This is a genomic window from Gordonia sp. SGD-V-85 (genome assembly GCF_001456905.1).
GTDB classification, from domain to species: domain Bacteria; phylum Actinomycetota; class Actinomycetes; order Mycobacteriales; family Mycobacteriaceae; genus Gordonia; species Gordonia hongkongensis.
Window position 1 is genome coordinate 313,379 of record NZ_LNQO01000003.1, and the last position, 15,295, is coordinate 328,673.

Below are 15,295 nucleotides of genomic sequence, written 5' to 3' on the forward strand. Positions count from 1 at the left end.
GGGAGCGAAGGGGTCGCGCTCCTCCCACCTCAGTGCGGGTCCTGCTCGTTCAGCGTCGCCACGACGTCGACGTAGTCGCCGCGCGCCTCACCCCACCGCAGGAACTTCACCCGCTCGACGAGCAGTTCGGTGGCGGCGGGCTGTGTGCCGATGAGATGGACGACCTCATCGACGAATTCGTCGAGGGGCATGGCGAAGTCGCTGTCCCGTTGACCCGGCAGCAGGTCGGTGCGAACCGCCGGCGGCACGAGTTCGACGACGTCGACCCCGGTATCGGCGAACTGTAGGCGCAACGATTCGCTCAGCATGTGGATCGCCGCTTTCGTGGCGTTGTAGGTCGGCGTCACCCGGAGCGGGGCGAATGCCAGGCCCGAGGACACGGTCATGATCGTGGCGGACGGTCGAGACCGCAGGTGGTCGATGAACGCGCCGATCAGCCGGATCGGACCGAGGAGATTGGTGGTGACCATTGCCTCCGCGGCATCGAGGAAACCTGCCGGGGACGACCAATCCTCCGCCCGCATGATGCCGGCCATCGCGACGAGCACGTCGAGGTTCGGGTGTTCGGCGATGACCTTCCGTGCGGCGGACTCGACACTGGCCGGGTCGGCGACATCGATCGCGACGGTGTGCAACCCGGGGTGTTGCGAACGGATACGGTCGAGGAGTTCGGTGCGCCGCCCGCCGACGATGACGGTGTTGCCCGTGTCGTGCAGACGGGTCGCAAGTGCCAAGCCGATCCCGCTGGTCGCTCCGGGGATGAAGATGGTGTTTCCGGTGAGGTTCATGTCATCGAGTCTCGGATCCGGCGGGCGAGTCATCCAGAGCGCAACCATCGGGGGATCGCCGATCCCTGGCAACGCGGTACCGACGCCGTGATACTGGCCTGATGGATCGTGATGCGCTGGCCGGGTTCCTCGTGAGCCGACGCAACAGTCTGCAACCATCGGATGTCGGTCTGCCGGGGGGCGCCCGGCGACGCACGACGGGTCTTCGACGCGAAGAGGTGGCGCAGCTCGCCACGATGTCGACCGACTACTACACCCGTCTCGAACAATGCCGCGGCCCACAACCGAGCACCCAGATGCTGGCGGCGCTCGCTCGCGCACTTCGCCTCACTGCCGATGAGCGGGACTATCTGTTCCGGGTAGCCGGACACAGCGCGCCGGACCGGATGGCGGCCTCGGACCACATCGCGCCCGGACTCCTGCGGGTACTGGACCGGCTCACCGACACCCCCGCCCTCATCCTCTCGGCACTGGGGGAGACCTTGGTCCAGAATCATTGCGCGCGAGCGCTGTTCGGTGACACCGACCATCTCGTCGGAATGGATCGCAGTGCCATCTACCGGTGGTTCGTGTACCCCGACGAGGAACGCGGCCGCTACCGGGCTGATGATCACGGGCGACAGAGCCGTGCGCAGGTCGCCTCGCTCCGTGCCGCTTACGGCGTCATGGGCGCCGATTCCCGTGCCGGAGCGATGGTCACGGAACTTCGACGCCGCAGCAGCGAGTTCGCCACACTCTGGGACACCCACATCGTGAGCCGACGCTTCGAGGACCACAAGATCCTGATCCATCCCGAGGTCGGCGCGATCGAGGTCGACTGTCAGGCGCTCTTCACCGAGGACGAAACCCAGGTGTTGCTCGTGCTGACGGCAGCGCCGCGAACGGACGCAGCGGGAAAGATCGAATTGCTCAACGTGCTCGGCACACAAGAACTCGGACTCGATCCGCGCTGACCGTCTGGCTCCGGGGGACTATGTCGAACTGGTGCCACGAGTGTTGATCCGCCTCCCGATCGCGGATACCTGGCGAAGCTGCGCACGCGTGAGGCGGTCGATGACGAGCTCACGCACGTTGGTCACATACCCGGGAGCGGTGGCCACCACTTTCTCCCAACCCGACTCGGTGAGAACGGCATTCGTGAATCGCCCGTTCTCGGGGCACGGATGGCGTCGAACCCATCCCCGCTTCTCGAGTCTGCCGACCACATGCGAGAGCCGGGACAGCGAACCGTAGGACAGTTCGGCGAGCTGGCTCATACGCAGGGTGCGGTCAGGGGCCTCGGACAGCGCTGCCATCACCTCGTACTCGAAGTGGGTGATCTGGGCGTCACGGAGAAGCTGGGCGTCGAGGGCGTGGGGGAGACGGGCGAGCGCGGTTGCCACCTGGATCCAGGCGTCCATTTCCTCGTCGTCGAGCCAGTTCGGCTCTGGGGCAGTGGACATCTGCGCAGTGTATACGAAGTGATCACGTCCGTGATCAGGTTGACGCATCAAGTGTCAACACCTAGCCTTCACTTGATACTTCAAGTCACAACCATCTAGTGAGGCGGCTCAGTCATGACCAACCCCATCGTCCGCAGCGCGGGCATCCTCATCGGACGCGTCGCTCTCGGCGTCATCTTCCTGGCCCACGGCCTGCAGAAGTTCCAGCAGAACGGCTGGACGGGACCGCAGACCGGGTTCGACATGATGGGTGTTCCGGCCGCGTCCTTCTCGGCGTTCGTCGTCACGTGGCTCGAAATCCTCGGTGGCATCGCCCTGATCGTCGGGCTGCTGACCCCGATCGTCGCCGCCCTGTTCACGCTGGACATGATCGGCGCGCTGTTCATCGCACACGTCGACAACGGCATCTGGGTCTCCGACGGTGGTTACGAGTTCGTGCTCGCCCTCGGTGCCGGCGCACTGCTCCTGGCCGTGATCGGCGCCGGACGTTTCAGCGTGGACGCCGCGCTGGGGTCGAAGGTCCGCTGGCTCGCCGCCGACGACACCCGGTCGCGCGACCTGGTCGACACCTCGCGCTGACCCCGCTCCGCTACCGGCGCCCGGTTCATGCGCCCCGGTCCGCCGACCCTGCGGACCGGGGCGTTCGCCGTCCGCGGTCCTCGCCTACAGTCCCAGTAGGGCGTCGAGTGGAATGAGAGATATGACCTGGCTGATGCTGATTGCGGCAATCGCCTCGGAGGTCGCGGCGACGTTGTCACTCAAGGGTTCACAGACCGAACCGATGCTGTACGCGGTGGTCGCTGTCGGTTACACGTTCGCGTTCATGCTCCTGGCCGCAGTCCTGAAGCGCGGCATGGGCATCGGCGTGGCCTACGGGATCTGGTCGGCGTCGGGCGTCGCACTCACCGCGGTACTGGCGACCTGGATCTTCGACGAGCCCTTCGGATTCCTGATGGGAATCGGCATCGTGTGCATCATGATCGGGGTTCTCCTCGTCGAGACCGGCCACCGGCCACCCGTCGACGAGGGCACCGACTCCGCCGCCGCTTCGGGGGTCTGACCGTGGGATATGTCTTCATCGTCGCCGCCATCGTCGCCGAGGTCACCGGGACCCTCGCGCTGCGTGCCGCCGCGACCGGTCGACCGGCCTTCTACGGAGTCGTCGTCCTCGGGTATTTGACGGCATTCGTCGCGTTGACCCTCGGGCTGCGGCACGGCGTGCCCCTCGGTGTGGCGTACGGCATCTGGGCGGCGGCCGGGGTCGCAGCCACGGCCGTCGCCGCACACTTCCTGTTCCGCGAACGCCTCAATCGACGCATGGTGGCCGGCATCGGGGTGATCATCGTCGGTGTGCTGCTCGTCGAATTGGGCGCGCTGCACTGAGTTCCGGCGTCGCTGATGTCGCGCCGCGAGCGCCGACGGTCAGCCGCGTTCTGGACCGGGGGAGCGCTGGTCCACCTCAGCGCCGGACTCGACGTCACGCGGGTTGTCGAAGGAGACGTCGATCTCCTGAAAACCCTTGTTGCGCTGCGCGAGAACCTGCGCCGAGTACGCCGCCTCGTCGCCCTTCGTCAGACTGACGTTGTCGGTGAACGGGGTGAGCAGCGAACGTGGATAGAGCCGGTCGACGCGAACCGCGTTGGTCTCGAGACAGATGACGATCACGATCGACGACACGTAGAGGAAGGCGAGCAGGCCCAGCACGATCGCGAAGACGCCGTTGGTGGAGCTGGCGTTACCGATGACGTGCTGCACATAGACCGCGCCGAAGGTTTGGATGATCTGCCAGCAGACCGCCGCCCCGAAGGCGCCCGGCAGTACGTCCCGGATCGACACGTCGCGGGCCGTGCCGATCCGAAAAGCCACGGTGAAGACCAGCGTGCTCAACGCCACCGATCCGAGGATCGCCAGCCAGCGTCCGACGATGCCGAGTTCGAAGGCGGCCGAGACGCCGTTGACGACGGTCAGGCCGATGACCGCAACACCGATCGTGGACAACAACAGGAGGCCACGCAAACGGGCGAAGATCGGGTCGGGACGCTCGTTGCGCGGCACTGCCCAGATCGTGTTCATCGCGTTCTGGGCGGCGACGGCCACTCCGAGGCCGCCATACAGCGACACGACAACCCCGATGATGATGGCGGTGGCCCCGCCGCTGAGCTTCTCGGGTTCGCCCAACTGCCCACCGATCACCGGGATCTGGCTCATCGCCGAGTCCAGGATGCGGTCTTGGAGGTCGGGGTTGTCGGCCAGGACGATCCCCAGCACCGTTGCGAACAGCAGCAACAGCGGGAACAACGAGATGAACGCGTAGTAGGCGCAGAGCGCGGCCAGGTAGGCGCCCTGATCGTCGACGAACTTGTAGATGACGGCAAGCGGGAAGCCGGTCGCCGGATGACGCCGCTGAAAACGGTCGACCCGCTCGGTCAACGACACCCGATCATCCTTCTCCTCGCCGGACCGTGCCTGTTCCCCGTTCCGTTGAACGAGTCGTTCACCGGGAGTTACCACGGTCGTGCCGACTTTAACCCGAGCACGAGACGTTTCGGGACACGTCATCGGATCGGGGGTTCACCGGAACGGATCGAAACCCGGGATGCCGAGGGCGCGGAAGGGTGTTCCCAGACGCCAATAGGCCAGCCCCGCCAGCCCGCGCGGGAAGTAGCGGTCGGTGGTCGTGACCGTCACCGACCCGTCCGCGTCGTCCGCATCCTGGAGGCGGTACTCGCGATACGATCTGCCGAACCGGTTGTCGCGCAAACGAATACGAAGTCGATCCGGTCGTTGCGCGAGCACGATCTCACCGCGGTGCCGCGCATCCCACTCGAGCCGCTCCCAGACCGTCGCACTACTCGCGCGCTCACTGACCCGGGTCTCCGATTCGAACATCTCCTCACCGGCCCACTGTGGATCGGTGGGAAGGGGTTCGGCCGGCGACACGTCTACGGACGCGTTGGCCCACGAGGCACGGCCATCGCCGCGCGCCGAGCGTTCGAGCGTGTGGGCAACCGCCTCCGAGTAGGAGGTCAACCCCCCTTCCGGACGATCGATGATCGCGTCGACGGCTCGGTCGCGACAGACGGCGTCGCATTCGAGGGACTCGATCAGCGGTCGAGCGATCTTGCCGCGAATCGGCGTGACGAACCGGACCCAGCGGCTCGCCAGCGCCGGCGTGAGATACGGCAGTACCACCATGACTCGAGGTCGAAGACCTGCGACCTCGGCATATACCTGCATCATGTCGCCGTACTCGAGGACGTCGGGACCGCCGATGTCCCAGGTCCTCGACGACGGGACGGTGGCGGTGGCGGCTTCCACGAGGTAATGCAGGGCGTCGTCGACCGCGATCGGTTGGATCTTGTTGTGCACCCACCGCGGCGTCGTCATCGCGGGCAGTCGCTCGGTGAGGTGCCGGATGAGTTCGAACGAGGCCGACCCCGAGCCGATCAGCGTCCCGGCCTGCAACGCGATGGTCTCGATCGGTGAGTCGATGAGGATGTCGCCGACCTCGGCGCGTGAGGCCAGATGTTCGGACAGGTCGGTGCCCGACGGATGGAGACCGCCGAGGTAGACGATGCGCGACACGCCGTTCTGCTGAGCCGCGGCCACCACATTCTCCGCGGCACGCCGCTCTTCGGCCGCGAAGTCCGCGTCGGTGCTCATCGAGTGGACCAGGTGGTAGACGACATCCACACCCGCGAAGGCCTTGACCAGCGAATCGCGATCAGACAGATCACCCCGAATCACCTCGGCCGTCGGATCAGACAACCACGGTGCGTCGGCGAGCTTCTCCGGTGTCCGCGCCAGTGCGCGCACTCGGTGCCCGCGTGCCAACAACCGGGGCGCCAATCGGCCGCCGACGTAACCGGTCGCTCCGGTGACCAGACAGGTTCGCGACTCGTCCACCTGACTCCTCCGCTCTGGGGTGTTCCGCCCAGGCTAGGGAGCGAAGCCGCTCGGCGCCGTCGCCTCGGCGCGGTCGGTGCCGGATCGTTCTCCGTGGCCACGATTCGATAACGGCACGTTTGGCCGAGACCGAACCCAGACCACCAGACCTGAATCCGACAGCCAGACCTTGATCGAAGTCTGACGGTCGAGTTCAGGTCTGCCCGTCAGCTGTCGTTCGCGCCCGCCGGCGAATTCTCGAACCACAGGCACTCCTCCACGAGGCCCGCGCTCTTCCAGCCCTCCGCGGTCCGGACCATCGAATGGTGGTAGTTGCCGCCGCAGGTGCTGAGTTCGGGCATGCCGACGAAACGCATCGGGTTGTAGAACATGGCGCGCACGTCGGCCCGGTCTCCGTCGAACGTGTACTCGATGTTGGTGATGAAGTGCTGACTCACCGACACGAACGCGAAACTCTCCTCCAGCCACGCGGCGATCTCGTCCCGAGTGCCCGCCTGACCGTAGGGTGTCGACGAGTAGTCGACCACCGCCTCCGGGGTGAACACCGAGCGCCAGAGTTCCCAGTCCTTGGTGTCGACCGCTCGTGAGTACCGGTACAACGTGTCCGCGATGCCGAACCGGTCGCTGATCTCCTGCAGGTCCATCGTTCTCCCGTCCACCGGTATCCGGTACGGGCGGCCCGTCGCGGCAGCGCCGAGACCGGCCGTCGCCGCCGACTATAGACACCAGTCCAGACGCTTGTCAGCGAAACCGCACCGGAGCGGGTGCCGCAAGTCAGGTCGATGCTGCGAGGTCGCGGACGACGCGGAGGTCGGCGACGAAGGCGTCGAAGGCCCGCTCGCGCTGATCCGTGGGTCCGCGGAGAATCGACGACGGGTGCACGGTCGCCACCACGGACTCGGAATGGTCGGGGCCGAGGTCTCCGTCGGCGCCGAGATCGAAGCGCTCGCCACGGTGTCGGGTGAGCCGGAAGTTGGTGCCCAGCAAGGCCTGTGCGGCCGTGGCACCCAGACACACGACAGCGGCCGGCCGGACCGACGAACGGTTCGTCGGCACGATCCTTCTGGTCACCGGGCTGTTCGCCGATGAACATGATCGTCGAACCGGGCGGCCCACCCCACCGCGACACCCGCCGCGGCCCCGGTGATCACCCGCGGCCCGCCCACCAGCAACGGGTCGAACCGGGAGTGGTTGCCGTCGACGCGTTTCCGGCCACGGCGCGACGACCATCCGTGGTGGGAGAGTTCGGACCGGATGCCCGTCTCGGTCACCGGGTTGTCGGGCCGACCGGTCGCGAACGACGCGAGGTGCGCCTCGATGGACGCCACGCGATCGGCGCCCAGCAGGATCAGCCAATGCGCCGCGCGCCCCACGCTGTAGCGGTACGCGGAGCGTCGGATCACCCCGGACAGCCCGCGCGGCGGCGTGGACGTGCCGAAAACCGGTGGCAGAAAGGCATGTTCGTTCGATCGCTCGGGGCTGACGCTCGGGCTGGTCTTCGGGGACGGTCCAGTGGACGCCCGGGGCCGGTTCGACGGGCAGTTCGCGCGGAACCGCGGGGCGGTTTGCGGGATCCAGGTCGACGCCCCATCCGGGTATGCGGTCGACCAGTGCGGCGGTGTCGGGGTCGTGGGGGCGGTCTGCGGGATAGCGGGCACGGGTCCTCCTCAGCCGGCGTCGGCAACGATGATTGGCTTGATGCAGTCGTCGAGCTCCTCGGAGAAGATGCGGTAGCCCTCAGCGATGTGCTCGAAGCGGAATTCGATGCGTGACAATGTGTGAAATAGCCGTTGCGGATGTGGTCGAACAGTCTCGGCCACTGCCGTTTGACCGGGCACTGGTTCATGTTCGGGGTGAGTCCCTTGTTCATGGCGTCGCCGAACTTGACCGCGCTGAACATCGGCCCGTACGCACCCATGACCGAAACGGTGCCACCTTTGCGGACCGCATCGATGGCCCAGTTGAGGGCGATCGGTGACCCGCCTGCAGCTGGAACTTGGCAGCGGGGACGCGGTAGACCATCGCGCACATCGTGTCTGGACTAACGCGCGTTCGGGTACCCCACAAATGCGGTACTAACCGCGCCGGCGGCGCGGTGCGCGCAGACCGGTGTCACGCGCGGGGGTGTAGAAAAGGAACCCGAATCCAGGACAGTCCTCGGGAGGAGATCGTCGATGTCAATGGTGTCTTATGTGATCGCCGGTTCGGAGGCCAGCGGGGGAGCGGGCATCCAGGCCGACCTGCGCACCTTCGCACAGCTGGGTACCTATGGTGTCGGGACCATCACCTGCATCGTGTCCTTCGACCCGAACAACGAGTGGTCCCATCGGTTCGTACCGATCGACTCCGGGGTGATCGCCGATCAGATCGAGGTGGCCACTGCCGCGCACGAACCCGAGGTCGTGAAGATCGGCATGCTGGGCACCCCGGCCACCATCTCCACGGTCGCGCAGGCGCTCGGCTCCCGACAGTGGCGAGACGTCGTCGTCGACCCGGTGCTGATCTGCAAGGGCCAGGAGCCCGGCGCCGCACTCGACACCGACAACGCCCTCCGCTCCGAGATCTTGCCGCTGGCCACCGTGGTGACCCCCAATCTGTTCGAGGCCGCGACCTTGGCCGGCATGGACGAACTGACGTCCACCGACGACCTCGCCGAGGCGGCGCGGCGAATCCATGAACTCGGGCCGAAGGTCGTCGTCGTGAAGGGCGGGGTCGGACTCCCCGGCGAGGAGGCGATCGACGTCGTCTTCGACGGCTCCGAGGTCACCGTCCTGCGTGCCCCGAAGGTGGGCGACGAGCGGGTCTCCGGAGCCGGCTGCGTGTTCGCGGCCGCCACCACCGCCGAACTCACCAAGGGCGCAGGGGTCCTCGACGCGATCCGGACCGCCAAGCAGTTCACCCACGACGGCATCGTCGGCCGGCTCGCCTCGAACGCACCGTTCGACGCCGTGTGGCACGGATCGAGGTGACCCACGGGCGAGTGCTCGGTCGGCCCAGCCCGTCGGGTGTCAGCGGGCTTCTCCCCGGGTAGTCGAGCGACAGCCCGGCGGTCACCGTCACCGTCCGGGACGTCGTCCCGAGGAGAATCCATGTCCGAGACCGTCGCCGACATCGTGCTGCAACGCCTTCGGGAGTGGGGGGTCCGGCAGGTTTTCGGCTACCCCGGCGACGGCATCAACGGCCTGCTGTCGGCCTGGGTACGCGCGGAGGACGATCCGCAGTTCGTGCAGTCGCGCCACGAGGAGATGAGCGCGTTCCGAGCCGTCGGGTACGCGAAATTCTCCGGTGAGGTCGGTGTATGTGCCGCGACCAGTGGTCCCGGCGGCATCCACTCATCGACCGGGCGATCCGGATCGCGCTCGCCGAACGCGCGCCGACGGCCCTGATCTTTCCCTCGGATGTTCTCGACCTCACCTACGATCCACCACGGCAGGCCTTCAAGCAGGTCCCGTCCAGCCTCGGGGTCACGTCGGCGACTCCCGCGCCGGACCCAGACGCGGTCTCGCGTGCCGCCGAGATCCTCAACTCCGGGGAGCGGGTCGCGATGCTGGTCGGCCAGGGGGCACGGGGATGTGCGCCTGAGCTCATCACGGTTGCCGACATCCTCGGCGCCGGTTGCGCGAAAGCGCTTCTCGGGCGAGATGTCCTCCCCGACACGCTGCCGTGGGTCACGGGATCCATCGGCCTGCTCGGCACGACGGCCAGCCATCGATTGATGTCGGGCTGCGACACCCTTTTAACCGTCGGATCGAATTTCCCGTACTCGCAGTTCCTTCCGTCGTTCGGACAGGCCAGGGGAGTGCAGATCGACCATTCACCCGAGATGATCGGCATGCGCTACCCGAATGAGCTCAATGTCGTCGGCGACGCACGCGCCACGCTGCAAGCTCTCATCCCGCTCCTCGAAGCCAAGACCGACCGTTCGTGGCGCGACAAGGTCGAAGCCGACGTCGAGCGCTGGTGGACGAACGCGGCCGGCCAGGCGATGACCGACGTGGATCCAGTCAATCCGATGCGCGTCTTTCACGAGCTCTCGCCACGCACCGCGTCGAATTGCATCATCACCGCGGATTCGGGCAGTGCCGCCAACTGGTACGCACGGCACATCGTCTTCCGCGACGAGATGAGGGGGTCGCTGTCCGGGACGCTGGCCACGATGGGGCCGGCGGTGCCCTATGCCATCGGCGCCAAGAACGCAGCCAGACAGGGAATCCGCCAGTTCCTACCCGGACGGCAGTCCGACAACGACTGACTACACGGGACACCGGCTGCGCCCCGGTCCCGTACTCTCCACCGCATGAGCGGTGAGGAACTCTTCACAGCGGTAGCGGTCGGGTTCGAGGCAGTCGGAGCCCTCGCGATGATCGTGGGAGCGATCATTGCGTGCGTGCTGGGCGCACGTTCGCTCCGTCGGGGAGAGGGTGGCAACACTGCCTTCTCGGTACTGCGCAACACACTCGGAGCAGCCATTCTCCTGGGGCTGGAAGTCCTGGTCGCGGCGGATCTCATCCGCACCATCACGTCCAAACCGTCGATCGAGGATGCGCTCATCCTCGGGCTCATCGTCCTCATCCGTACCGTGTTGTCGATGTCCATCCAGATCGAGATCGAGGGCGTGGCGCCGTGGCGTCGAGCGTTGCTGACCAGCGGTGGACAACTGCTCGGTGCAGCGGTCGCAAACGACGCAGCAGCTGCGCGACCGACAACCGAACGCACCGCGCGACGCGTCGACGGGTAGTGTCGCCACCCGGTCTGGCGCCGACAACGACCGGCGAGGCATCCTGGATGCCGATCACCGACAGACCGACCGAAGGAGTGCCGGGTGACAACGATCCCAGACGAAGTCGATGTCCTCATCGTCGGTGCCGGGATCTCCGGCATCGGTGCGGCCCGCTGGGTGCGAACCGAACACCCTGGCAAGTCGATCGCGATTCTCGAGGCCCGGAATACCGCCGGCGGTACGTGGGACCTGTTCCGCTACCCGGGGATTCGGTCCGACTCGGACCTGCACACCTTCGGGTACGACTTCAAGCCCTGGACCGATCGACAGGCGATCGCCGACGCCCCGCGAATCCTCGATTACCTCCACGAGACGATCGACGAGAACGATCTCGCTCCGCTGGTCCGGTATGGGCATCGGGTGGTGGCGGCCGCGTGGTCGTCGGACGCCGCGCGGTGGACGGTCGACGTCGAACACACTGACACCGGAACGCGAAGCCAGATCAGTGCGCGATGGATCTTCTGTGGCTCGGGTTACTACGACTACGACGCGGGGTTCGCGCCGGAGTTCACCGGCACCAAGACGTTCCGTGGCGAGATCGTGCATCCGCAGCACTGGCCCGAGGACCTCGATTACACGGGCAAGCGGGTCGTGGTCATCGGCAGCGGCGCAACGGCGGTCACGCTGCTTCCCGCGATGGCGGAACAGGCCGCGCACGTGACCATGCTCCAGCGCACACCGACCTACATCCTCCCGCTGCCCCGTGAGGACGCCATCGCCAACACCCTCAAGAAAGTGTTCGGCACCGAACGCGGATACGCACTGACCCGACACAAGAACGTCGCGCAGCAGCGGGTGCTCTTCGAACTGTGCCAGCGATTCCCATCGGTCGCCCGTCGGGTGATCCGCAAGATCAACGAATCTCAGCTGCCCGAGGACTATCCGGTGGACACGCATTTCAACCCCCCGTACAACCCGTGGGACCAGCGGCTGTGTGTGGTGCCCGACGCCGACCTGTTCCGTGTCATCCGCTCAGGGAAGGCCTCGATCGTCACCGACCGGGTCGACACCTTCACCGAGAACGGCATCCGGACAGTGGGCGGGGAGGAACTCGAGGCCGACATCGTCGTCACCGCCACCGGGCTCAACATCAAGATCATCGGCGGCATCGAGCTGAGCGTCGACGGTGAACCGGTGTCCCTTCCCGACACCGTCGTCTACCGCGGGATGATGCTGTCCGGTGTCCCGAACTTCGCGCTGGCGATCGGTTACACCAATGCGTCGTGGACCCTCAAGATCGGACTGTTGTGCGAATACTTCTGCAAACTTCTGGCGCACATGGATTCTCACGGATACGACAGTGTGTGGGCGGTCGCGGACCCCGATATGCCGACTCGGCCACTGCTCGACTTCGGGGCCGGCTACGTCCAACGAGCCCTCGACACCCTGCCCAAGCAGGGAGCTGAGGAGCCCTGGGTGATGTCGATGAGCTACTACGCCGACCGCAAGTTGTTCCGTGGTGACGTCGCCGACGACAACGTCCGATTCGCGCGGGCGGGGGAGCGGGTGCGGTCGACGGTCGGGTAGCGGTGACGACTCGCCGGACGGCGGGCTGAGTCACATCCGCGCGAACCGCACCAGCCAGTAGCAGTAGACGCCGTAGGCGGCGATACCCACCGCGGCCAGGATCATCAGCACCTGCCCGGCGGGCAGGCCGGCCAGTGTCTTGACCGCGCCGTCGATCCCCGTGGCCTTCGACGGATCGGCAGAGGCAACAGCCACGATGACCAGGATGCCGGTGCCGGCCAGAACGACACCCTTGCCGCAGTAACCGATCACGCCCGCGATTGTCGCCGCCTTGTCGTCGGAGATCTTGAGATCGTCGAGGAACGACCGGCTGGCTCCCTTGTAGACGTGGTAGACGCCGACGCCGATGATGATCAGGCCGACCGCGACGAGGACGAACTTGCCGCCACCGGACTGCAGGAGTCGCGCTGTCAGTCCGGCGTTCTCCTGACCGCTCGACTTGCCCTGGCCAGTCGCGAAACGTATTGCCGACCAAGCGAACCCGACGTAGACCACGGCGAGCGACAACGCTTTTCCGCGATCGAACCACTGCTCGGCGCCATCACTGTCCTCGCCCGGTTCGGTGGCGTGGGGTCCGACGACGGCCTCGGCGAGTCGCCACAGCGCGAGTGCTGCGAACGCGACCGCGGCCACCCACAGGACGACGCGGCCGCCGGACGAGTCGGCGAAGATCCCCAACGCACCCGACTGGTCGGCGTTCCCGCCCCCACCGAACGCGAGGCGCAGGATGATGTAGGCGATCAGCAGATGGAGCAGGCCGCTGACGGCGTGGCCGGCACGCGCCAAGCGTTCGAACCAAGGGCTGTCGGTGGCGCGGTCGACCGCGCCGGTCACTTGATTGCGGCTCATCGCGCCACGTTCCTTCCGCCGTTCGACCGATCTGGTGCCCGGCCGGTTCCACTGACGTTACGGGGTGCCGGCCGGTCGCTCACTTCCCGTGCGAGTTACGCAGGGCCCGAGCCTGTTCGATGTACTTCTGGTCCTTCTCGTCGTTCTTGTCCGACGCCGTGGTGTCCCGAGGCGGCAGTTGCAGGTGCTCTTCGGCCGGCATCCCCGCCTGTAGCTGTCGGCCACGTTCGAGTTCGGAGTCGAACTCGGCCCCGAACAGCAGCGCGAGGTTCGTCAGCCACAGCCACAGCAGGAAGACGATGACTCCCGCGAGTGCGCCGTAGGTCTTGTTGTAACTGCCGAAGTTCGAGACGTACAGCGCAAATGCCGCCGACGCGACGATCCATGTGACGATGGCCAGCACCGCACCGGCGCTGATCCACCGGAACTTCGGCTGCTGCACGTTCGGGGTTGCCCAGTAGAGAATGGCGACGATCAGGATGACGAACAGCAGGAGGATCGGCCAACGGACGATGTTCCACACGGTCAGCGCGGTCTCGCCGAAACCGATGGCGTCTCCGATCGATTTCGCGATCGGTCCGCTGACTGCCAGCATGAGTGCCACCGCGGCGGCAAGGACAAGTGCTACGAGCGTGACGAGCAGCATGATCGGCCGCAGCTTCCAGAGGGGACGACCTTCGTCGATCTCGTACATCCGGTTCATCGCGCGTCCGAACGCCCCCACATAACCCGACGCGGACCAGAGCGCGCCGAGCAGACCGAGTACGAGCGCGAAACCGGCGCTGGGGGCGGCCACGAGTTGTTCGACAGGGCCCCGCAACGTGTCCACGGCCGACGACGGTCCGAGGTCGTCGACCATCTGCAGGACGGCGTCGGTCGTCTTCTCGCCCTGACCGAACACACCGAGCAGCGAGACCAGCGCGAGGAGCGCCGGGAACAGTGAGAGCACGGAGTAGTAGGTGAGCGCCGCTGCCAGATCGGTGCACTGATCGCGCGAGAACTCCCGCGCGGTCTTCTTCAGCACGAAGAGGAGCGACGGCTTGGTCAGGTCCGTGGGGGAGTCCGGCTTGCGCGGGTCATCGGGGTCGGCGGATCCGGGGTCGTCGCGAACGTCCGGTTCAGCTGAGGCGGGTTCCTTGTCAGCTCGTTCAGCGGCGTCATCTCGTTTCATCCCCTACGCTTAACCGGCGAACGCGCAAGCCAAACCCGGCCGACGTCGGCGCACCCGTCACCTGTGGGTCAGCGCACGTGGCCGCAGGCGTCGTCGACCGCGCCCTGCAGATCTCGCTGGATCCAGCGGGTCACGGCGGCGGGTGTGTCGTCTCGACGGGCGCCGAGGTCCACCGGTTCGCCCAGAGCGACAACGGGCCGGCCACCACCGGCCGGGTAGGCGATCCCGGCGGAGACCAACCACAGTCCGACACCGTCACGCAGGGCTCGATGGGCGATGTGGCCGATCCCGGTGCCGAGCCGCTGAACCTCCGTCGGGTCGCCCTCGTTGCAGGTCCCCTCCGGAAACACCGCGATGCTGTCCCCGCGCGCCATTCGTTCGACGCAGACGGCGATCATCTGACGCCCGGCGTCGGCCGCAGCTCGCACTCCGTGGTCCTTGCTGCGAAACACCGGGATCCCGCCCAGAGTGTCGATCTTCTTTCGCTGTTCCGGATCCTGGAACAGTTCGTCTTTCGCGAGGACACGCAGGCTGCCTATCCGGTGCCGCAGCGGTGACCGGAAGCCTGCAGCTGCGAGGACCAACGGGTCGCGCTCGGAGACATGATTCGCCGCAATGAGCAGCGGAGCCCCGCTGCGCACGGCGCGGACGATCGCCTCCCGCGAACGAAAGCGCACGACCGGCCGGATTCGGGCGGCGAGCACCGCGTACATCATTCGCGCCCGGGCGCGGTCCTGCTGATGGGTCAGGTAGTGCTCGTATACCGCCTGTGCCTCGGACAGCTCGACCTTCACCTAAGTTACGGTACCGTAGGTTGCGGCGCCGCGGTGCC

General features: G+C 66.6%; 15 protein-coding genes and 4 pseudogenes. 8 read left to right on the top strand and 11 right to left on the bottom strand.

Annotation, left to right across the window (positions count from 1 at the left end; all coding sequences use genetic code 11):
- Positions 1 to 29: 29 nt before the first annotated feature.
- Complete coding sequence (locus AS181_RS05255) at positions 30 to 788, bottom strand: SDR family oxidoreductase (protein WP_058250524.1); 759 nt, start codon at positions 786 to 788, stop codon at positions 30 to 32.
- 101 nt (positions 789 to 889) lie between these two features.
- On the opposite strand from AS181_RS05255, the gene AS181_RS05260 reads away from it, so the two are divergent.
- On the top strand, positions 890 to 1,741 hold the full coding sequence (locus tag AS181_RS05260; RefSeq protein WP_058250525.1) for an MmyB family transcriptional regulator: 852 nt from the start codon (positions 890 to 892) through the stop codon (positions 1,739 to 1,741).
- Between the two features lie 18 nt (positions 1,742 to 1,759).
- On the opposite strand, the gene AS181_RS05265 is transcribed toward AS181_RS05260, so the two are convergent.
- Positions 1,760 to 2,230 (bottom strand): MarR family winged helix-turn-helix transcriptional regulator, encoded by a 471-nt coding sequence (locus AS181_RS05265; RefSeq protein ID WP_058250526.1) that lies wholly within the window; start codon positions 2,228 to 2,230, stop codon positions 1,760 to 1,762.
- 114 nt (positions 2,231 to 2,344) lie between these two features.
- Between AS181_RS05265 and AS181_RS05270 the strand changes: the two genes are divergently transcribed.
- The 3 genes from AS181_RS05270 to AS181_RS05280 all read left to right on the top strand — a co-directional run bounded on the left by AS181_RS05270 (position 2,345) and on the right by AS181_RS05280 (position 3,613).
- Positions 2,345 to 2,809, top strand: a complete 465-nt coding sequence (locus AS181_RS05270; protein ID WP_058250527.1) for a DoxX family protein — start codon at positions 2,345 to 2,347, stop codon at positions 2,807 to 2,809.
- 121 nt (positions 2,810 to 2,930) lie between these two features.
- The gene (locus AS181_RS05275; RefSeq protein ID WP_058250528.1) at positions 2,931 to 3,290 is read left to right on the top strand and encodes a DMT family transporter; all 360 of its coding nucleotides are present in this window, start codon (positions 2,931 to 2,933) and stop codon (positions 3,288 to 3,290) included.
- 2 nt (positions 3,291 to 3,292) lie between these two features.
- Positions 3,293 to 3,613, top strand: coding sequence for a DMT family transporter (locus AS181_RS05280; protein ID WP_058250529.1), 321 nt, complete (start codon positions 3,293 to 3,295; stop codon positions 3,611 to 3,613).
- A 39-nt stretch (positions 3,614 to 3,652) separates the two neighbouring features.
- On the opposite strand, the gene AS181_RS05285 is transcribed toward AS181_RS05280, so the two are convergent.
- The 6 genes and pseudogenes from AS181_RS05285 to AS181_RS24500 form a co-directional block, all read right to left on the bottom strand.
- Positions 3,653 to 4,666, bottom strand: coding sequence for a YihY/virulence factor BrkB family protein (locus AS181_RS05285; protein ID WP_058250602.1), 1,014 nt, complete (start codon positions 4,664 to 4,666; stop codon positions 3,653 to 3,655).
- Positions 4,667 to 4,801: 135 nt separating this feature from the next.
- A complete protein-coding gene (locus AS181_RS05290) occupies positions 4,802 to 6,136 on the bottom strand; it encodes an NAD(P)H-binding protein (protein ID WP_058250530.1) in 1,335 nt (444 codons plus the stop codon).
- Between the two features lie 206 nt (positions 6,137 to 6,342).
- Complete coding sequence (locus AS181_RS05295) at positions 6,343 to 6,780, bottom strand: nuclear transport factor 2 family protein (protein ID WP_058250531.1); 438 nt, start codon at positions 6,778 to 6,780, stop codon at positions 6,343 to 6,345.
- Between the two features lie 130 nt (positions 6,781 to 6,910).
- A pseudogene (locus AS181_RS05300) lies at positions 6,911 to 7,250 on the bottom strand (uracil-DNA glycosylase family protein); the annotation flags it as partial.
- Positions 7,204 to 7,807, bottom strand: a pseudogene (locus AS181_RS05305) (hypothetical protein). The pseudogenes AS181_RS05305 and AS181_RS05300, both read right to left, overlap by 47 nt.
- Positions 7,804 to 8,120: pseudogene (locus tag AS181_RS24500) on the bottom strand (glutathione-dependent formaldehyde dehydrogenase); the annotation flags it as partial. The pseudogenes AS181_RS24500 and AS181_RS05305, both read right to left, overlap by 4 nt.
- 190 nt (positions 8,121 to 8,310) lie before the next feature.
- Here AS181_RS24500 and AS181_RS05310 point away from each other — a divergent pair.
- The 4 genes and pseudogenes from AS181_RS05310 to AS181_RS05325 all read left to right on the top strand — a co-directional run bounded on the left by AS181_RS05310 (position 8,311) and on the right by AS181_RS05325 (position 12,443).
- Positions 8,311 to 9,105 (top strand): PfkB family carbohydrate kinase, encoded by a 795-nt coding sequence (locus AS181_RS05310; protein WP_058250533.1) that lies wholly within the window; start codon positions 8,311 to 8,313, stop codon positions 9,103 to 9,105.
- Between the two features lie 120 nt (positions 9,106 to 9,225).
- Positions 9,226 to 10,328: pseudogene (locus tag AS181_RS05315) on the top strand (thiamine pyrophosphate-binding protein); the annotation flags it as partial.
- 105 nt (positions 10,329 to 10,433) lie between these two features.
- Positions 10,434 to 10,874, top strand: a complete 441-nt coding sequence (locus tag AS181_RS05320; protein WP_058250534.1) for a DUF1622 domain-containing protein — start codon at positions 10,434 to 10,436, stop codon at positions 10,872 to 10,874.
- 84 nt (positions 10,875 to 10,958) lie between these two features.
- Positions 10,959 to 12,443, top strand: coding sequence for a flavin-containing monooxygenase (locus AS181_RS05325; protein ID WP_058250535.1), 1,485 nt, complete (start codon positions 10,959 to 10,961; stop codon positions 12,441 to 12,443).
- Positions 12,444 to 12,473: 30 nt separating this feature from the next.
- On the opposite strand, the gene AS181_RS05330 is transcribed toward AS181_RS05325, so the two are convergent.
- From AS181_RS05330 to AS181_RS05340, 3 genes are all read right to left on the bottom strand, one after another.
- A complete protein-coding gene (locus tag AS181_RS05330) occupies positions 12,474 to 13,292 on the bottom strand; it encodes a DUF1206 domain-containing protein (RefSeq protein WP_058250536.1) in 819 nt (272 codons plus the stop codon).
- A 79-nt stretch (positions 13,293 to 13,371) separates the two neighbouring features.
- Positions 13,372 to 14,463 carry a YihY/virulence factor BrkB family protein gene (locus AS181_RS05335; RefSeq protein WP_058250537.1) on the bottom strand — a complete coding sequence of 364 codons (1,092 nt, stop codon included), beginning with the start codon at positions 14,461 to 14,463 and terminating at the stop codon, positions 13,372 to 13,374.
- Positions 14,464 to 14,531: 68 nt separating this feature from the next.
- The gene (locus AS181_RS05340; protein WP_058250538.1) at positions 14,532 to 15,257 is read right to left on the bottom strand and encodes a lysophospholipid acyltransferase family protein; all 726 of its coding nucleotides are present in this window, start codon (positions 15,255 to 15,257) and stop codon (positions 14,532 to 14,534) included.
- Positions 15,258 to 15,295 lie beyond the last annotated feature (38 nt).

Excerpts from the sequence above, each read along its gene's own strand:
- AS181_RS05255 (WP_058250524.1), bottom strand. The coding sequence starts at position 788 with ATGAACCTCACCGGAAACACCATCTTCATCCCCGGAGCGACCAGCGGG.
- AS181_RS05260 (WP_058250525.1), top strand. The coding sequence starts at position 890 with ATGGATCGTGATGCGCTGGCCGGGTTCCTCGTGAGCCGACGCAACAGT.
- AS181_RS05265 (WP_058250526.1), bottom strand. The coding sequence starts at position 2,230 with ATGTCCACTGCCCCAGAGCCGAACTGGCTCGACGACGAGGAAATGGAC.
- AS181_RS05270 (WP_058250527.1), top strand. The coding sequence starts at position 2,345 with ATGACCAACCCCATCGTCCGCAGCGCGGGCATCCTCATCGGACGCGTC.
- AS181_RS05275 (WP_058250528.1), top strand. The coding sequence starts at position 2,931 with ATGACCTGGCTGATGCTGATTGCGGCAATCGCCTCGGAGGTCGCGGCG.
- AS181_RS05295 (WP_058250531.1), bottom strand. The coding sequence starts at position 6,780 with ATGGACCTGCAGGAGATCAGCGACCGGTTCGGCATCGCGGACACGTTG.
- AS181_RS05310 (WP_058250533.1), top strand. The coding sequence starts at position 8,311 with ATGTCAATGGTGTCTTATGTGATCGCCGGTTCGGAGGCCAGCGGGGGA.
- AS181_RS05320 (WP_058250534.1), top strand. The coding sequence starts at position 10,434 with ATGAGCGGTGAGGAACTCTTCACAGCGGTAGCGGTCGGGTTCGAGGCA.
- AS181_RS05330 (WP_058250536.1), bottom strand. The coding sequence starts at position 13,292 with ATGAGCCGCAATCAAGTGACCGGCGCGGTCGACCGCGCCACCGACAGC.
- AS181_RS05335 (WP_058250537.1), bottom strand. The coding sequence starts at position 14,463 with ATGAAACGAGATGACGCCGCTGAACGAGCTGACAAGGAACCCGCCTCA.